This is a genomic window from Streptomyces sp. NPDC058864, assembly GCF_042742985.1.
Taxonomy (GTDB): Bacteria; Actinomycetota; Actinomycetes; order Streptomycetales; family Streptomycetaceae; genus Actinacidiphila.
In genome coordinates this window covers 93616-109826 of sequence record NZ_JBHYMQ010000010.1, presented here as the reverse complement: position 1 = coordinate 109826, position 16211 = coordinate 93616, and the positions used below count along the sequence as shown (strand labels likewise).

Annotated in this window: 17 protein-coding genes; 8 read left to right on the top strand and 9 right to left on the bottom strand. The window is 73.7% G+C overall.

Annotated elements, in window-relative coordinates:
- Positions 1-20 precede the first annotated feature (20 nt).
- The 3 genes from gcvH to ACFW3D_RS10895 all read left to right on the top strand — a co-directional run bounded on the left by gcvH (position 21) and on the right by ACFW3D_RS10895 (position 3274).
- Positions 21-401: a glycine cleavage system protein GcvH gene (gene gcvH, locus ACFW3D_RS10905; protein ID WP_500503679.1), complete on the top strand. Its 381-nt coding sequence runs from the start codon at positions 21-23 to the stop codon at positions 399-401.
- Between the two features lie 64 nt (positions 402-465).
- A complete protein-coding gene (gene glyA / locus ACFW3D_RS10900; protein WP_500503677.1) occupies positions 466-1737 on the top strand; it encodes a serine hydroxymethyltransferase in 1272 nt (423 codons plus the stop codon).
- A gap of 154 nt (positions 1738-1891) precedes the next feature.
- Positions 1892-3274: an L-serine ammonia-lyase gene (locus ACFW3D_RS10895; RefSeq protein WP_500503674.1), complete on the top strand. Its 1383-nt coding sequence runs from the start codon at positions 1892-1894 to the stop codon at positions 3272-3274.
- Between the two features lie 355 nt (positions 3275-3629).
- On the opposite strand, the gene ACFW3D_RS10890 is transcribed toward ACFW3D_RS10895, so the two are convergent.
- Both ACFW3D_RS10890 and ACFW3D_RS10885 read right to left on the bottom strand, forming a co-directional pair.
- Positions 3630-4415, bottom strand: a complete 786-nt coding sequence (locus tag ACFW3D_RS10890) for a hypothetical protein (RefSeq protein WP_500503672.1) — start codon at positions 4413-4415, stop codon at positions 3630-3632.
- An 85-nt stretch (positions 4416-4500) separates the two neighbouring features.
- Positions 4501-5592 carry a YhgE/Pip domain-containing protein gene (locus ACFW3D_RS10885; protein WP_500503670.1) on the bottom strand — a complete coding sequence of 364 codons (1092 nt, stop codon included), beginning with the start codon at positions 5590-5592 and terminating at the stop codon, positions 4501-4503.
- A gap of 68 nt (positions 5593-5660) precedes the next feature.
- Here ACFW3D_RS10885 and ACFW3D_RS10880 point away from each other — a divergent pair, with 68 nt between their 5' ends.
- The gene (locus ACFW3D_RS10880) at positions 5661-6107 is read left to right on the top strand and encodes a MarR family winged helix-turn-helix transcriptional regulator (RefSeq protein WP_500503669.1); all 447 of its coding nucleotides are present in this window, start codon (positions 5661-5663) and stop codon (positions 6105-6107) included.
- Positions 6108-6232: 125 nt separating this feature from the next.
- Positions 6233-6856, top strand: coding sequence for an FMN-dependent NADH-azoreductase (locus ACFW3D_RS10875; protein WP_500503667.1), 624 nt, complete (start codon positions 6233-6235; stop codon positions 6854-6856).
- Positions 6857-6967: 111 nt separating this feature from the next.
- Here the strand turns inward: ACFW3D_RS10875 and ACFW3D_RS10870 are convergent, their stop codons facing one another.
- Both ACFW3D_RS10870 and ACFW3D_RS10865 read right to left on the bottom strand, forming a co-directional pair.
- Positions 6968-7666 (bottom strand): anti-sigma factor family protein, encoded by a 699-nt coding sequence (locus ACFW3D_RS10870; protein ID WP_500503665.1) that lies wholly within the window; start codon positions 7664-7666, stop codon positions 6968-6970.
- Positions 7663-8220, bottom strand: coding sequence for a sigma-70 family RNA polymerase sigma factor (locus tag ACFW3D_RS10865; protein WP_500503664.1), 558 nt, complete (start codon positions 8218-8220; stop codon positions 7663-7665). The genes ACFW3D_RS10870 and ACFW3D_RS10865 overlap by 4 nt, the downstream gene beginning before the upstream one ends.
- Before the next feature lie 183 nt (positions 8221-8403).
- On the opposite strand from ACFW3D_RS10865, the gene ACFW3D_RS10860 reads away from it, so the two are divergent.
- The 3 genes from ACFW3D_RS10860 to ACFW3D_RS10850 all read left to right on the top strand — a co-directional run bounded on the left by ACFW3D_RS10860 (position 8404) and on the right by ACFW3D_RS10850 (position 11703).
- Positions 8404-9468, top strand: coding sequence for a hypothetical protein (locus ACFW3D_RS10860; protein WP_500503662.1), 1065 nt, complete (start codon positions 8404-8406; stop codon positions 9466-9468).
- A 91-nt stretch (positions 9469-9559) separates the two neighbouring features.
- Positions 9560-10630: a right-handed parallel beta-helix repeat-containing protein gene (locus ACFW3D_RS10855; protein WP_500503660.1), complete on the top strand. Its 1071-nt coding sequence runs from the start codon at positions 9560-9562 to the stop codon at positions 10628-10630.
- Complete coding sequence (locus tag ACFW3D_RS10850; protein WP_500503658.1) at positions 10627-11703, top strand: methyltransferase; 1077 nt, start codon at positions 10627-10629, stop codon at positions 11701-11703. Before ACFW3D_RS10855 ends, ACFW3D_RS10850 begins: the two co-directional genes overlap by 4 nt.
- Positions 11704-11707: 4 nt before the next feature.
- Here the strand turns inward: ACFW3D_RS10850 and ACFW3D_RS10845 are convergent, their stop codons facing one another.
- The 5 genes from ACFW3D_RS10845 to ACFW3D_RS10825 are packed head-to-tail and all read right to left on the bottom strand — an operon-like array spanning position 11708 to position 16209.
- Positions 11708-13054 carry an acetyl-CoA carboxylase biotin carboxylase subunit gene (locus ACFW3D_RS10845; RefSeq protein ID WP_500503656.1) on the bottom strand — a complete coding sequence of 449 codons (1347 nt, stop codon included), beginning with the start codon at positions 13052-13054 and terminating at the stop codon, positions 11708-11710.
- 6 nt (positions 13055-13060) lie between these two features.
- The gene (locus ACFW3D_RS10840) at positions 13061-13702 is read right to left on the bottom strand and encodes an acetyl-CoA carboxylase biotin carboxyl carrier protein (RefSeq protein ID WP_500503654.1); all 642 of its coding nucleotides are present in this window, start codon (positions 13700-13702) and stop codon (positions 13061-13063) included.
- On the bottom strand, positions 13699-15429 hold the full coding sequence (gene accA / locus ACFW3D_RS10835) for a carboxyltransferase subunit alpha (RefSeq protein WP_500503652.1): 1731 nt from the start codon (positions 15427-15429) through the stop codon (positions 13699-13701). The genes ACFW3D_RS10840 and accA overlap by 4 nt, the downstream gene beginning before the upstream one ends.
- A complete protein-coding gene (locus ACFW3D_RS10830) occupies positions 15422-15754 on the bottom strand; it encodes a TcmI family type II polyketide cyclase (protein ID WP_500503650.1) in 333 nt (110 codons plus the stop codon). The genes accA and ACFW3D_RS10830 overlap by 8 nt, the downstream gene beginning before the upstream one ends.
- The gene (locus ACFW3D_RS10825; protein WP_500503648.1) at positions 15751-16209 is read right to left on the bottom strand and encodes an SRPBCC family protein; all 459 of its coding nucleotides are present in this window, start codon (positions 16207-16209) and stop codon (positions 15751-15753) included. Before ACFW3D_RS10825 ends, ACFW3D_RS10830 begins: the two co-directional genes overlap by 4 nt.
- Positions 16210-16211: the final 2 nt, after the last annotated feature.

Genomic DNA, 16211 nt, shown 5'->3' with positions numbered 1-16211 from the left:
CATCCAGGAGAATTCACGCCATGAGCAACCCCCAGCAGCTGCGGTACAGCAAGGAGCACGAGTGGGTCTCGGCCGCCGACGCGGACGGTGTGTCCTCGGTGGGCATCACCGAGCACGCGGCGAACGCCCTCGGCGACGTCGTCTACGTCCAGCTCCCGGCGGTCGGCGACACGGTCGCCGCGGGCGAGACCTGCGGTGAACTGGAGTCGACCAAGTCGGTCAGCGACCTGTACGCCCCGGTCTCCGGTGAGGTCACCGAGGTCAACGAGGACGTCGTCAACGACCCCTCGCTGGTGAACTCGGCGGCCTTCGAGGGCGGCTGGCTGTTCAAGGTGAAGATCTCCGAGGAGCCGGGCGACCTGCTCTCCGCGGACGAGTACACCGCCTTCACCGGCGCCTGACCGCTCGGGACCTCCCGACCGCTCCGCCCTGTCCACTCCGACCTCCGGACGGATGACCCCCCTGATGTCGCTTCTCAACAGCTCACTGCACGAGCTCGACCCCGACGTCGCCGCCGCCGTCGACGCCGAACTGCACCGCCAGCAGTCCACCCTCGAGATGATCGCCTCGGAGAACTTCGCTCCGGTCGCGGTGCTCCAGGCCCAGGGCTCGGTGCTGACCAACAAGTACGCCGAGGGGTACCCCGGCCGCCGCTACTACGGCGGTTGCGAGCACGTCGACGTGGTCGAGCAGCTCGCGATCGACCGGGTCAAGGCGCTCTTCGGCGCCGAGCACGCCAACGTCCAGCCGCACTCGGGCGCGCAGGCCAACGCGGCCGCGATGTTCGCGCTGCTGAACCCCGGCGACACGATCCTGGGTCTGAACCTCGCCCACGGCGGGCACCTGACCCACGGCATGAAGATCAACTTCTCCGGCAAGCTGTACAACGTGGCCGCGTACCACGTGGACGCGGAGACCGGGCAGGTCGACATGGCCGAGGTCGAGCGCCTGGCCAAGGAGTCCCGCCCGAAGCTGATCATCGCCGGCTGGTCGGCGTACCCGCGGCAGCTGGACTTCGCGGCCTTCCGCAGGATCGCCGACGAGGTCGGCGCGTACCTGATGGTCGACATGGCGCACTTCGCCGGTCTGGTGGCGGCGGGGCTGCACCCCTCCCCCGTGCCGTACGCGGACGTCGTCACCACGACCACGCACAAGACGCTCGGCGGCCCGCGCGGCGGCGTCATCCTGTGCAAGGCGGAGCTGGCCAAGAAGATCAACTCGGCGGTCTTCCCCGGCCAGCAGGGCGGCCCGCTGGAGCACGTCATCGCGGCGAAGGCGGTCGCCTTCAAGGTCGCGGCGAGCGAGGAGTTCAAGGACCGCCAGGTCCGCACCCTGGAGGGCGCGAGGATCCTCGCCGAGCGGCTGACGCAGGACGACGTGGCCGCGGCCGGTGTCTCGGTGCTGTCCGGCGGCACCGACGTCCACCTGGTCCTGGTCGACCTGCGCGACAGCGAGCTCGACGGGCAGCAGGCCGAGGACCGGCTGCACGAGATCGGCATCACGGTCAACCGCAACGCGGTCCCGAACGACCCGCGCCCGCCGATGGTCACCTCCGGTCTGCGCATCGGCACCCCGGCGCTGGCCACCCGCGGCTTCGGCACGGAGGACTTCCGCGAGGTCGCCGACGTCATCGCCGAGGCCCTCAAGCCGGGCTTCGACGCGGAGACCGCCAAGGCGCTCGGCGCCCGGGTCACCGCCCTGGCCGGCAAGCACCCGCTGTACCCCGGCCTGAAGTAGCGAGCGTCACCCGGTGTGCGGGGCCGACCGCGAGGACGGTCCCGCACACTGGAACAAGCGCGGCGCACCCACGCCGCACACGTACCACTCCGGCGGTGACCCCGCCGGCCGCCCGCGGACAACGGGGTCCGCGAACCCGAGGAGTCATCGCACCGTGGCCATCTCCGTCTTCGACCTGTTCTCGATCGGCATAGGCCCGTCCAGCTCCCACACGGTGGGCCCGATGCGCGCCGCGCGGATGTTCGCCCAGCGGCTGAAGAACGACGGCCTGCTGGCGGGCGTCGGCTCCGTGCGCGCCGAGCTGTTCGGCTCGCTCGGCGCGACCGGTCACGGGCACGGCACCCCCAAGGCGGTGCTGCTGGGACTGGAGGGGCACTCCCCCCGCACGGTCGACGTCGACACCGCCGACGAGCGGGTCGAGCAGATCCGCAGCGGCCGCCGCATCAGCCTGCTCGGCGCCCACGAGATCCCGTTCTCCGCCGACGACGACCTGATCCTGCACCGGCGCCGCTCGCTGCCGTACCACGCCAACGGCATGACGCTCTTCGCGTACGACGGGACCGGCGCGCCCGTGCTGGAGAAGACCTACTACTCGGTGGGCGGCGGCTTCGTCGTCGACGAGGACGCGGTCGGCGAGGACCGCATCAAGCTCGACGACACCGCGCTGAAGTACCCCTTCCGCACCGGCGACGAGCTGCTGCGGCTCACCCGGGAGACCGGGCTGTCCATCTCCGGCCTGATGCTGGAGAACGAGAAGGCCTGGCGCACCGAGGCGGAGATCCGCACGGGCCTGCTGGAGATCTGGCGCGTCATGCAGGACTGCGTGCAGGCCGGGCTGACCCGCGAGGGCATCCTCCCCGGCGGCCTCAAGGTCCGCCGCCGCGCCTCGGCCACCGCCCGGCAGCTGCGCGCCGAGGGCAACACGGCGGCCCACGCCATGGAGTGGGTCACCCTCTACGCCATGGCCGTCAACGAGGAGAACGCCGCGGGCGGCCGCGTCGTCACCGCCCCCACCAACGGCGCCGCCGGCATCATCCCGGCCGTCCTGCACTACTACGTCAACTTCGTGGCCGGGCAGTCGACGGAGGCGGAGAAGGAGGACGGCGTCGTCCGCTTCCTGCTCGCGGCGGGCGCGATCGGCATGCTCTTCAAGGAGAACGCCTCCATCTCCGGCGCAGAGGTCGGCTGCCAGGGCGAGGTCGGCTCCGCCTGTTCCATGGCCGCGGGCGGCCTCGCCGAGGTCCTCGGCGGCGGCCCGGAGAAGGTCGAGAACGCCGCCGAGATCGGCATGGAGCACAACCTCGGCCTCACCTGCGACCCCGTCGGCGGGCTCGTCCAGATCCCCTGCATCGAGCGCAACGGCATGGCCGCGGTCAAGGCCGTCACCGCCGCGCGCATGGCGATGCGCGGGGACGGCCGGCACCACGTCTCCCTCGACAAGGTCATCAAGACCATGAAGGAGACCGGGGCGGACATGAAAGTCAAGTACAAGGAGACCGCACGCGGCGGCCTCGCGGTCAACGTCATCGAGTGCTGACGCCACGGGCCCCGGCCCGCCCGGATCCTCCCGGAGCGGCCGGGGTCCTGCCGCGCCCGGGCGGACCCGACGGGTTCGCGCCCCGGGCCCGGCCACGGGGGTTCGGCCCCGGAGATATCGGTCGCCCTCCCCGGTAGCCGCCCGTGGGCGATGTCGACGTCGACGCCCGGCTCCTTGGTGCGGCCCTTCGTCTCTCCCACGGTCCGCCGACCGCCTCGCACGGCCTCGCTGCCGGTGTGGTGGTCGGTCGGCAGCACGCTCCGCCGTTGGTGGGGAGCCTGCGCAGCACGGCGAGGTCGGCCTCGGGAATCCGGCGCAGCCGTCCCCTCGCGTCGGCCCGGACCGGGACCCCGCGTCAGCGGTACGTGGCCACCGCCCATACCGCGGCCGCCGCGACCGCGAGGGCGTAACAGGCGGTGGCGGCAAGGAGGATGCGTGTCGTCGCCCGGTCGGTCAGGCGGGTGCGGGACAGCAGCCGGGCCAGGGCGGGGAGGACGAGGACGGCGTGCAGGCTGACGCCGTGGAGGGGCTTGAGGGGGGCCGTCGAGGCGTACGCGGCGGCCTGGTGGCCGGTGCGGGTGAGATATACGCCGCGGGCGATCATGGCGGCGCCGGAGAGCAGGGCGAGGAGCAGGATCGCAAAGCCGGCGCGCAGGGCGAGGGGCATGCCCGCGGGGCCGGCGGGCCGGCGCCGGAAGGACGCGACGGCGAAGACCGACAGGACGGCCACGAGAACGGCGCCGCCGACCGCGAGCGTCATGGAGACGGCGGTGTCGAAGCCGGTCTCCATGTCGAGGTGCGACGGCACACGCCGCCACGCCTGCAGGGTGATGCCGGCGACCTCGACGACGCAGTCGGCGGCGAACACGGCGAGCAGCGGCGTGCGCAGGCGCGCGCCGACGTCCAGGTACGAGGTGACCCAGGTGATCGCGACGAGGGTGAGGCCGAAGGAGAGCCCGAAGGTCACGGGCTTGCGCCAGGAGACCGGGCCGTCCCAGGGGCCACCGTCCACCGCGAGGACGCCGAGGTGGAACAGGCCCGAGAGGATCAGCAGGGCGCCGGTCGCGTGGCACAGGCGGTCGGCCGTGCGGGGGCCGTCGTGCGCCCGTGCCCCGGCGGTGGGGATGGTGGTCGTCGCCATGGCCCCAGCGTGCCGGGGGCGGCACGCCCGGTCGTCGTCCGGGGGGAGGCCGGCCGGATACGTCCCCGGGAGCAGTGGTTCCGGCTCAGCGGGTGGCCGCGTGCACGATCCCCGAGGTCGCCGCGATGCGGTCGAGCAGGAACATGGTGCCGACGCTCGCCACGATCCAGCTGCAGAGGATGACGATCCCGCGGGTCAGGCCGTCGTGGTGGAAGTAGGCGATTCCGTCCATGGCACGGACGCCCACTCCGGCCGGCATGACGGAGGCCAGTGGCTCCAGCCAGCCCGGCAGGAAGTACGGCGGGAGGACGCCGCCACTGGTGGCGTTCCCGATGATGAGCATGAAGATCGAGCCCAGGAGCACCCCGGCCGGGCCGAAGACGCGGATGAGCGCGACGGTGGCGGCGGCGACCGCGCCGGCCATGAGGGTGACGACGCCGAAGATCCCGAAGAAGGAGCCGGGTATCGCGCCGAAGGCCGTACTCGCGATGAGGGTGGTGGCCAGGCCGCCGACGACGGCGAAGAGGCCGATGCTCAGGACCCGCTGGTAGAAGGAGAGCCGTGGCGCGACCTGGTAGGTCAGCTGGCCGAAGAGGAAGCCGGCCAGGATCAGGCCGAAGGAGGCGTAGAAGACCGACAGCCCTCTGCTGTCACCGGACGACAGCGGCAGGATGTCGACCACGGGGATCTTGTGTTCCTCGCCGTGCGGAACGGACGCCAGGGGGGTGAGCAGGGCGGACACCGCGGGGCCGTTCGCACCGGCGTAGACGACCTGGGGCTTGCCGCCCTCGGACAGGTAGGCCGCGTAGGCCTCCCGGTGCTCCACCGCCTGCCGGGCCGAGGCTGCGTCGGGGTACCGGTCGACCTGGAAGGCCTCGGGCGCGATGCGCTGGAGGCGGACGTCGAACAGGGCCGCCGAGTGGTCCGAGGCGACGACCGCCACCGGCAGCCGGTGCGCCGTGGGCGTGTGGAAGGCGGCGAGGAAGACGCTCACGAAGGAGAGCCCGACGACGAGCACCGTGATCACCGGGGTGATCACGGCCTTCGGGCCGGTCAGTCCCGCCCGGGCGGGTGGTGCGTCGGTCTGCGGCCCCGGGCCGTGCCGGTGCCGGTGCCGGTGGTGGGACGGGGGCGGGTCCGCAGGGGGGTTCGCATCGGTGATGATCACAGTGTCCACCAGGGGGAGTCCCTCCTATAATGTAAGTTGACTTATATAAGTTAACAGACAACAGAGAGGCACCCGGCATGCCCCTGCGCGAACCCCGCGAGCACATCGGCTACCTGATCTGGCAGCTCTCGCAGGCTTACGCGATCCGCATCGAGCAGGCGATGCGCCCGCTCCGGCTGACCCAGGCGCAGTTCAGCACCCTCATGCAACTGAGCGTCTACGGGGCCATGTCGAGCGCCGAACTGGCGCGCCGCTGCGGGGTCACACCGCAGTCCATGGGCACCGCGGTCCAGGGACTGGCCGAGCGCGGACTGGTCGAACGCAGGGCACATCCGACGCACGGCCGGATCATCGAGATCAGCGTCACCCCGGAGGGCGAGGAGCTGGCGGTCCGCGCCGAGCGGGCCGTCATGCCCGCCGAGGAGGAGGCCCTCTCGCTCTTCGCCCCGCAGGAGCGGGGACGCGTCCAGGCCGACCTGCAGCGGATGCTGGCGGCCCTGAACCCGCACGCACTGCCCGAGTGATTGAACTCTCACTAGTTTATCTTTCAACGAACTTTCCCCTACCGTGGCAGGAACACCGACCACACGATCGCGCTCCGCCCACCCGGGATATGGATTGTGCGATCCAGTATTTTTTGGGGAATCCCATGGCTCACCTGCTGCACATCGACTCCAGCGCCCGCGCCGAAGGCTCCGCGAGCCGCCGGCTGTCCGCCGCGTACGTCGCCGCCTGGAAGGCGCGCGATCCGCACGGCACCGTCACCTACCGCGACCTCACCGTCGACACCCCGGCGTTCGTCTCGCCCGAGTGGATCACCGGGGTGTTCGGCCCGGCCGAGGCCGCCGACGCCGGCACCGAGGCCGCGGTGGCCGCATCCGAGCGGTTGATCCGCGAGATGGAGGAGGCCGACGTCCTGGTGCTGGGCGTGCCGATGTACAACTTCGGCGTCCCGGCAGCCTTCAAGGCGTGGATCGACCAGGTGATGATGGCGGGCCGCACCTTCGCCTTCGGCGAGGACGGCCCGGAGGGTCTGCTGAAGGGCAAGAAGGCGGTCGTCCTGCGGGCGTCCGGCAGCGACTTCGACAACCCGGACTTCGCGCCCATGGACTTCCACGCCCCCTACGTCCGCGGCGTCCTCGGCTGGATGGGCATCACCGACGTGGAGATCATCGCCGTCAACGGTCACACCTCCGAGCAGCTCGACTCCTCGGTGCGCGGGGCGGGCGCCGCCATCACCGCCTCCCTCGGCACGGCACCGCGGGCGGCCTGAGGCCCGCGCGGGCGTTCGCCGGGGGCGGCGCCGGCCGCCCGCGGCGGAGCGAGAAGTCCCCGCACCGGAGCGGGGTCCGGGGGCCGGTGCCCTGCCCGGCCGGCGGGACGGTCAGGGTCTCGCCGACACGTACGCCCTGCCGTCGGCGGACTCAACGACGACCGCGACGACCTCCTGCGGGGCCACCGCCGCCGAGCCGTCCAGGCTGACGCCGTGGCCCTCCCCGGTCGGCGGGACCACCCAGCTGCCGGCGATCTGCCGGGCACCGTCCCGGGCCACCACGACCAGCAGGCAGTGCTCCCCCGCCGGGACGCCGCCGACACGGGCCTGCAGCCGCACCCAGGCGGTGGCCGGAGTGAGCCGTACCGTCAACCGGGCCCCGGTGGACGGGTCGGCGGCCGAGACGGTGCGCACGGGCCCCGGCGGCGCGGCCGCGGCCGGTGGCCGGGCCCCCCGCCCGGCCCGGTGCTCACCGATGATCACACCGCCCTGGAGGAGCGCGGCCGCCGCCACCGCGGCGGCAAACACGGCGGCCGCCCGCCGGCGGCGCAGCGCGCCCGCGCGCTCGGCACGCACCTGACGCAACGTCCGCTGCAGCAGCAGGTCCCCGCCCTCCGGCGTTCCGTCCAGGAAGGCTTCCGGCGGGACGTCACCGAGTGCGTGCACCATCGCGCGCAGTTCGCCGAGTTCGGTCCGGCAGGGCTCGCAGGACGCGACGTGCTCGTCCACCGCGCGGGCCTCCTCCTCGTCCAGCCCGCCCAGGACGCGGGCGGTGAGCGCCTCCCCGTCGTGCCGCTCCCGCGTGCTCATGCGGCGACCTCCCCCAGCTCGACGGGCCCCTGCCGGCAGAAGTCGCGCAGCGCCTTGAGGGCGTAGTGCGACCGGGACTTCACCGTGCCCGGGGGGATGCCCAGGGTTCTGGCGGCCTCGGCGACGCTCTGCCCCCGGAAGTAGAGCACGTAGAGCACGTCGCGGTGGTCGGCGGAGAGCCGTTCCAGGGCCTCCATGACGACCATGGCGTCCACCACCGCCTCCGCGTGGTCACGTGCCACGGGTGGGGTCGCCGTCGACTCGGCGACCTCGGTGGGACGGGCGGCCCTGGCCCGGTGCCGGTCGGTGATGATGTTGCGCGCCACGGTGAGCAGCCATCCCCGCACCGAGCCCTTGCCGTTGAGCAGCGCGTCGGGATGGCGCCAGGCGCGGATCAGGGTCTCCTGGACGACGTCCTCGGCCGCGGCGCGGTCTCCGGTCAGGCGGGTCGCGTACGCGAGCAGGGCTCTGCCGTGTTCCTCGTAGAGCGCCCTGACGAGCGCCTCGTCACTCGTGCCCCGGCTCTGCCGGGTACGGGGCCGCACTGCCGCCATCCGCCCACTCCGTCCGCCCACCGACCGTGCCGCGGTGCCTCGAGGCAGACACGGCCCCCGTCCGGGGCGGGTTCAGGTGAGCCGCCTCACACCGCGCGGCCCGCGATTGAACCGCCGGGCGGCGCGGGCCGTGTCTGGTCACACGCCCCGCGTGCCCGGCCGGTCCACAGGAGGAGAGGAACGATGCGGTACAGCCCCGCGATGAGGACGGTCCGTCTGCTGGCGGCGGCCGCCGTGCTGTTCGCCGTCGCCCCCTCCCCCGGCGCCGCCGCGGACCGCTCCCCCGCCGCCCCCGTACGACTGGTGCCGGAGGGCCCGGGAACCGCCGCCGGTGCGCCGGGGCCGGCGCGTGACGGGGCGGCCCGTGACGGGGCGGCCGGCCGGCCGGCGTACGGAGCCGGGGCGGCGGCCATCGGGGCGGTGGTGCTGCTGGCCGCTCTCGCCGCGGGACGGCGGCCGCTGCTGCGGGCGGTGCGGCGGCGCCGGCGGGCGGCGCTCGGCCGGCGGCTCGCCGCGGACACCCGCACCCCGCTGGTGGTCCGGCACGCGCTGCGCGAACTGGCCCTGGCGGGACGGCCCGACAGCCCGGTCCGGGTGCGGGGCGTGCTCGCCGAGCCCGGCCGGGTGCTGGCGACGGTCTCGGCGTGCGGGCCGGCCCCGGCGCCGTGGACGGCGCTGACCCCGACCCGCTGGGAGCGCACGGGTCTCGCTCCGGCCGAGACGGCCGCCACCGGCCCGGGGCCGCTCCCCCAACTGACCAGGCTCGGTGCGGTCGGCCGGGGCCAGGTGCTGGTGAACCTCGCGCGGATCGGCGGCGTGCTCAGCGTGCTGGGGGATCCTGCCGTCGCACGGGACGCGGTGCTCGCCCTGGTGGACGGGGTGTTGGCGGCGGCACCCGCGGCCCGCACGGTGGTGGTCGCCGTGGGTCCCGGCGCCCGTGACCTGCCCGGGCCGCCCACCGTGATCCGGGTCCGGAGCATCCGTCAGATCCCCGCGCTGCGCGGGGCGGGGACGCCGCAGGCCACGACGGGACTGGTCGTGCTGCTGCACCGGCCGGGGGCCGAGGAGGCCCGGTTGCTGGCGGCGCTGGCGGGCCCGAAGGGCGGCGGCTGGACGGTCCTGACGGTCGGCCAGGTCCCTGGCGCCCGTTGGCGCTGGTACGCGGCGGCCGACGGAACGGTGGACGCGGGGGTGCTCGGTCACCGGGTGGTGGTGCCCGTGCGGCCCTCCGCCCGCTGCCGCCTCTGATGCCCCGGCAGAGTGGCGATCCGACAGAACCACTCATAGCGTCAGATTTCGGGTGACCCGGGACGTCACTCGGAAAGCAGGTACGCCAGTCATGACACTTCGTCGGCCCCACGCGGCCGCCGTGGCCGTGGTCGTCAGTGTGCTGGGGCTGTGCGCCTTTCCCCGGGCCGAGGCGGCTTCGCCGGGCGCACTCGTCGTCCGGCCCGGGGAATCCGTCCAGGCCGCGGTGGACCGGGCCCGGCCGGGCGACGTCATCAAGATCCTCCCCGGTACCTACCCGGGCAGCGTCAACGTGACCAAGCCGCGGCTGACGCTGATCGGCCACGGCGCGGACACCGTCCTCACCCCCGGCGCGGGGCATGACGGGAACGCCTGCGCCCTGGCGGGCAACGGGCTGTGCGTCACCGGAACGGAGCAGAGCGGGCTGGACGGCGTCCGGCTGCGGTCGCTGTCGGTCTCCGGCTTCCCCAAGAACGGCGTCGACGCCTCGTGGACCGACCGCCTGGAGGTCAGTGACGTGACCGCCGAGCACAACGGGCGCCAGGGCATCGGCGTCCAGCACTCGGTACGCGCGCTCCTGCGCGACAACGTCTCCCGGCAGAACGCCGAGTCGGGGATCTTCCTGGCCAACACCGCCGCCGCGGAGGGCGGCGCGCTGGACACCCGGCGCACCCGCGTCAGCGGCAACGAGCTGACGGGCAACCGGATCGGGGTCGTGCTGCGCCGGGTGCGCAACCTGGGGGTCGTCGACAACCGCATCACCGCCAACTGCGGCGGCGTCTTCGTCGTCGGGGACGAGGGCGTTCCCCGGGCCGGGGCCCTGACCGTCTCCGACAACCTCGTGGCGGCGAACAACAAGTACTGCCCCTCCAACGCCCGGCTCCCCTTCATCCAGGGTGCCGGGATCGTGCTGACGGGGGCGGAGCGGACCCTGGTGGTCCGCAACCGGGTCGTGGACAACCACGGCACCTCACCGATGTCCGGCGGGATCGTGCTCTTCCGCAGCGTGGTGGGCGCCCCCGACACCGGCAACACCGTCCGGGGCAACACGACCCTGGGCAACAGCCCGGCCGATCTGGCCGACCGTGACCAGGGCACCGCGAATGTCCTCCGTGACAACACGTGCCGCGTCTCCGAACCGAAGGGGTTGTGCGAGGAATGACCTTGACAGAAACCACCAGCGCGGACGGCACCGCGAACGCGGCGGCCGCCGAGGCCGCCACGCCGCCGGCGATGCGGCTGCGCGAGCTCGTCTTCGGCGCCGCCTGCGCCGCCGCCGTACGGGCCGCGGTCAGGCTCGGTGTGCCGGACGCGCTCGGCAAGGACCCGTCGCCCGTGGACGAGCTCGCGGCCATGGTCGGCACGGCGCCGCGCCAGCTGCGCCGCCTGCTGCTGGCCCTGGCCTCGTACGGGGTCTTCGAGGAGCAGGCCGACGGCCGCTTCGTCCACACCGAGATGTCGCGGATGCTCCGCAAGGACAGCCCGAACACCCTGCACTACATCGCGCTGTGGTGCACCGAGCCCTGGACGTGGGAGGTCTGGCCGCGGCTGGATGAGGCGGTGCGCGGCGGCCGCAACATCTTCCCGGAGGTCTTCGGCAAGGAGTTCTTCCAGTACCTGCACGACGACGCCCGCGAGAGCGCCCGGGTCTTCGACCGCGCCATGACCGCCTCCAGCCGGCAGTCCGCCGAGGACATCGCGGCGCTGCTCGACCTGTCGGGCGTCGGCTCGGTCGCCGACATCGGCGGCGGCCAGGGACATGTGCTGGCCGCGCTGCTGGAGAAGCACCCCGATCTGCAGGGCACGCTGCTGGACCTGCCGAAGGTCGTCGCCGGCGCCGACCCGCGGCTGCGCGAGGGCGGTCCGCTGGCCGCGCGCGCCCGGATGGTGCCCGGGGACTGCCGGGTGGACATCCCGGTGTCCGCCGACATGTACATCATCAAGAACATCCTGGAGTGGGACGACGACAGCACGCGGCGCACGCTGCGCAACGTCGTCGCGGCGGGCGGCGCCGGCGCGAAGGTGGTCGTCATCGAGAACCTCGTCGACGACACGCCGTCCATGCGCTTCACCACCGCCATGGACCTGCTCCTGCTGCTGAACGTCGGCGGCCAGAAGCACACGCGCGACAGCATGGTGAAGCTGATGACGGAGGCCGGGCTGCAGGTGGGCGAGGTGACCCCGGTCAACGCCTACCTGCACGCCCTGCACAGCACGGTCGGCGGGGCGCGGTGACCCGCTAGCCGGTCATCTCCCCCACCAGACCGGTGGTGTGCCGGCCCGCCCGGAACTCCGGGCGGGCCAGCACCTTGCGCAGGAAGCCGGCCGTGGTGCACACGCCCTCGCCGCGCACCCGCAGTTCCTCCAGGACGCGGTCCATCCGGGCCAGCGCCCGCTCCCGGTCCGGGGCCCACACCACGGCCTTGGCGAGCAGGGAGTCGTAGTCGGGGCCGATCCGCCAGCCGGGGAAGGCGTGGGTGTCCACCCGTACGAAGGGCCCGCCGGGCACCTCGAACTCGGTGAGCAGGCCCGGGGCCGGTGCGAAGTCCCGCGCCGGGTCCTCGGCGTTGACCCGGCACTCCACGGCGACCCCGCGGTGCACGACGTCCTCCTGGCGCAGGGTCAGCGGATGTCCGGCGGCGACCAGGATCTGCTCACGGACCAGGTCGATCCCGGTGACCATCTCGGTGACCGGGTGCTCCACCTGGAGCCGGCAGTTGACCTCCATCAGGTGGAAGTTACGCTCCGGGGTGAGCACGAACTCGAAGGTGCCCACGCCCGTGTAGCCGACCGCCCGGGCGCCGCGCACGGCCGCGTCGCACATCGCCGACCGCAGCCGCGCCGGCAGGTCCGGGGCGGGGGTCTCCTCGACCAGCTTCTGGTGGTGCCGCTGGACCGAGCAGTCGCGCTCGCCGAGGTGGACCACCGCGCCGTGCCGGTCGCAGAGCACCTGCACCTCCACGTGGCGGGCCCGCTCGACGTACCGCTCCAGGTAGAGCCGGTCGTCGCCGAAGACCGAGCGGGCGTGCGCCGCGGTGCGCCGGTAGGTGTCGAGCAGCCGGTCCGGGTCGGTGACCACGGCCATGCCGCGTCCCCCGCCGCCCGCGACGGCCTTGAGGATCACCGGGTAGCCGGTCTGCTGTGCCACTTCCTTCGCGTCCGCGACCCCGGCCAGCGGACCGGTGCTGCCGGGCAGCACGGGCAGTCCGGCCTCGGCCATCAGCGTGCGGCACGCCGCCTTGTCACCCAGCCGGGAGAGCACCTCCGGGGAGGGCCCGATGAAGGTGAGGCCGTTGGCCTCGCAGACCTCGGCGAAGTCGGGGTCCTCGGAAAGGAAGCCGTAACCGGGGTGGACGGCCTGCGAGCCGGTGCGGCGGGCGGCTTCGACGACGGCGGGGATGTTGAGGTAGCTCGCCCTCGCCGGGGGCGGCCCGATGTGCACGGCCTCGTCGGCGAAGCGGACGACGGCCGAGTCACGGTCGGCGGTGGAGTACACCGCGACCGTCCGGATGCCGAGTTCACGGCAGGCACGCGCGACCCGCAGCGCGATCTCGCCACGGTTGGCGATCAGGACGGTGGAGAACACGGGCCCTCACTCCCCCGCCGGTATGGGCTCCAGTGCGATCAGCGGCTGCTGGAACTCGACCGGCTGCCCGTCCGGGACGACGACCTCCACGACCCGGCCGGCCGCGTCCGCCTCGACGATGCTCATCATCTTCATGACCTCCAGGACGCCCACCGGCTGGCCGGGGCGGACGAGGTCGCCGACGGAGACGCACGGGCGCTCGCCGGGTTCCGGGGCGTGGTAGAAGGTGCCCACGGTGGGGGCGCAGACGTAGTGAAGTGCCGTTGAATCGTGCGCTCCGTGCGCCCCTTGCGCCCCCGGTGCGCCGGCCCCCTGGGTCCGGCCGGCGGCGGGTGGCGGAGCCGGTGCGGAGGCCGCCGCGGGAGCGGTCGCCGGTGCCACGGCGGCCTCGGCCGCCGGGACGTGTGCGGAAGCCTGCGCGGGGGCCTGTGCCTGCGGTTCCGGCCACTCGATCTCGACCGCCGTCTGGCCGTGCCGCAGCCTGATCCGCCGCGGCGGGGTGGGCATGGAACGGGCCAGCTCGGTGGCGCTGCGGCAGACCGCCTCCAGCGCCGGGAGCGCGGCCGCCGCACCGGCGGGGGACGTTCCGTTGAGGGCCTTGCCCGCGCCCGTGGGGCGGGCCGTCCTGTCGTCGCCGTGGAGTGTCACGGTGCTGCCTCCTCCTCCAGTCGGCCGAAACGGTGGAACCGGTCGCGGCGCTCGGCCAGCAACCGGTCGGGGGCCCGGGGACGCAGTTCGTCCAGGGCGGCCGAGAGCGCGCCGCCGACGAGGGCGGCCGCGTGGGCGTGGTCCCCGTGGGCACCGTCGGGCGGCTCGGGGACCACGCCGTCTACGATGCCCAGCCGGAGCAGATCGCGGGCGTGCAGCCGCAGGGCTGCCGCCGCGGCGGGGGCCGCGCCGGGGTCCTTCCACAGGATCGCGGCACAGCCCTCGGGACTGATCACGGAGTAGATGCCGTTGGCGCTGACCAGGACCCGGTCGGCGACGGCGAACGCCAGTGCCCCGCCGCTGCCGCCCTCGCCGGTGATCACGGCGACGACCGGTACGGGCAACCGGGCCATCAGCCGCAGGTTCTCGGCGATGGCGAGGGCCTGGCCGCCGCTCTCCGCCTCCGGGCCGGGGTTCGCGCCCGGGGTGTCGATGAGGGTGACCACCGGCATGCCCAGCTTGGCGGCGGTCCGCATCAGGCGCGCCGCCTTCCGGTAGCCGGCCGGGGTGGCCATGCCGAAGTGCCGTCGCCGGCGTTCCTCCAGCCCGGGGCCGCCCTTGTGGTGGCCGATCAGCATGACGGGGCTGCCGTGGAGCAGGCCCGGCCCGCCGATGACGGCCGGGCAGTCGGCCGCCAGCCGGTCGCCGTGCAACTCGTGGAAGTCCTGGAGCAGATGGGTCGCGTAGTCGGCGGCCGTGGGCCTCAGCGGGTGCCGGGCCAGGCGCACCGCCTCCCAGGCGTCCCGCTCCGGCAGTTCGTCCGCCGTGCGGACCACGCGGACGGCCGGCCCGCGCGGCACGGTCGCCGGACGGGGCCGCTCGGCCGGGCGGCGCGCCCCCGCCCGCTCGGGCTCCTCCCCCGAGCGCAGCCGCAGCAGCCGGGCCAGGGTGGGGCGGAGCGCGGCACGGGGGACGACGTCGTCGATGAGGCCGCGCGAGAGGAGGAACTCCGCGGTCTGGAAGCCCTCGGGGAGCCGCTGGCCGGTGGTCTGCTGGATGACGCGCGGCCCGGCGAAGCCCATCCGGGCGCCGGGCTCGGCGATGATGACGTCGGCGAGGGTCGCGTAGGACGCGGCGACGCCGCCGTAGGTGGGGTCGGTGACCAGGGAGACCACGAGGACGCCCGCCTCGTCGAGTTCGGCGAGCGCCTGGGCGGTCCTGGCCATCTGCATCAGCGACAGGGCGCCCTCCTGCATACGGGCGCCGCCGGAGGCGGTCACGAGCAGCAAGGGGACGCGCCGTCGCAGACTGGTCCGGGCGGCCCGGGTGATCTGCGAACCGACGCCCAGACCGAGACTGCCGCCGAGGAAGCGGAAGTCCATCGCGGCGACGACGACGGGCTGTCCCTCGACGGTGCCCTGCACGCAGGCGACGGCCTCGTCCATCCCGGTCTCCGCCCGGGCCTCCCGCAGCCGCTCGGCGTACGGGCGGGTGTCGGTGAAGCCCAGCGGGTCGTGCTCCGCCGGCCGCTCGCCGCGCTCCGCGGCGAGCGGCTTGCAGGAGCCGGGGTCCAGCAGCTGGTCGAGCCGCTGCCCGGCGGTGAGCCGGCCGTGCGCGCCGCACTCGGGGCAGACGCGCAGCGTGCGGGCGTAGCGCTTGCCGTACACCAGCGCGGCACAGCGCTCGCAGCGCACCCAGTCCGGCTCGGCGGTGGCCTCGTCAGCCACTGCGCTCCCAGCGGTAGAACTCCCGGGCCATGGCGTCCTTGGGCTCGCGCCAGGTCTCGGGGTCGTACGCGGAGATGAAGGACGACAGCTGTTCGCTGATGTCCCGGAACGCCGGGTGGTCCTTGTACCTGCCGACCTCCGGGCCGGGCGGCCGGTCGGCCTCGACCAGGTGCAGGTAGACGTCGCCGAACTGGAACAGGCTGCGTCCGGTGACCCCGATCAGACCGGGCAGCTCGCCCTTGTCCGACTCGGCGAAGACCTGCGCCACCCGGTCCTCGACTCCGGGCTTCATCCTGGCCACGATGAGGCTGCGGTAGGTCTTCATGCGCCGCCGCCGTGGCGCTGCACGATCCGCTCGCGGATCAGCTCCAGCTGGATCTTGGAGTTGTCGTTGATCCGGGCGGTCATCGCCTCGTCGTCGAGGGGGGCGCCGGGCTTCATGGCGAAGTCCTGGGTCCAGCGCATCCGGGTGCCGCCGGGGACCTCCTCGTACTCCCAGTGGATGTCCATGTACTGGAACGGGCCGGTCTCGACCCGGTGCGCGCGCACCGTGCGGGTGGCCCGGTCGGCGGTCCGCTCGGAGACCCAGCTCCAGACCTGGCCGTGCTCGTCGGGGTGCATGGTGAGCCGGAAGACCACCCGCTCGCCCTCGCGCTCCACGATGTCCACGGAGGCGTACTCGCTGAACAGGTCCGGCCAGCCCTCCACGTCGTTGGTGATGTCCCAGACGACGTCCATGGGGGCGGGGATGGTGATCTCGTTCTCGGTGTGGCCGGGCATGG